Source organism: Kytococcus schroeteri, assembly GCF_002847825.1.
GTDB classification, from domain to species: domain Bacteria; phylum Actinomycetota; class Actinomycetes; order Actinomycetales; family Dermatophilaceae; genus Kytococcus; species Kytococcus schroeteri.
This window is the reverse complement of sequence record NZ_PKIZ01000121.1, coordinates 1-327: the sequence shown is the minus strand read 5'-3', so window position 1 is coordinate 327 and position 327 is coordinate 1. Positions and strand designations below refer to the sequence as shown.

Sequence of the window (327 nt, the reverse complement as noted above, 5' to 3'; positions counted from 1 at the left end):
CACATCATTCCCCGCGTAGGTATTGCGACGGATGCTCACCAGGTGCAGCCCGGTAAGGACTGCTGGATGGCTTGCCTCTTGTGGGAGGACCAGGACGGGTGCGAGGGGCACTCCGACGGCGACGTGGTGGCGCATGCGGTAGTGGATGCGCTGCTCTCCGCCGCAGGACTGGGGGATCTGGGCAGCTTCGTCGGGGTGGGGCGCCAAGAATACGACAACGTATCCGGTGAGCGCCTACTGCGCGAGTGCCGCGAGCTGTTGGAATCCAAGGGCTTCGTGATCGGCAACGCGGCTGTGCAGATGGTGGGTAACCGCCCGAAAATGGGC

At 64.5% G+C, this 327-nt stretch carries 1 protein-coding gene; it reads left to right on the top strand.

All coding sequences use genetic code 11. The annotated features are described in order from the left end of the window. Positions 1-3: 3 nt before the first annotated feature. Positions 4-327 (top strand): 2-C-methyl-D-erythritol 2,4-cyclodiphosphate synthase (locus CYJ76_RS11800; protein ID WP_101850156.1); only part of this gene is annotated, 324 nt, incomplete at its 3' end.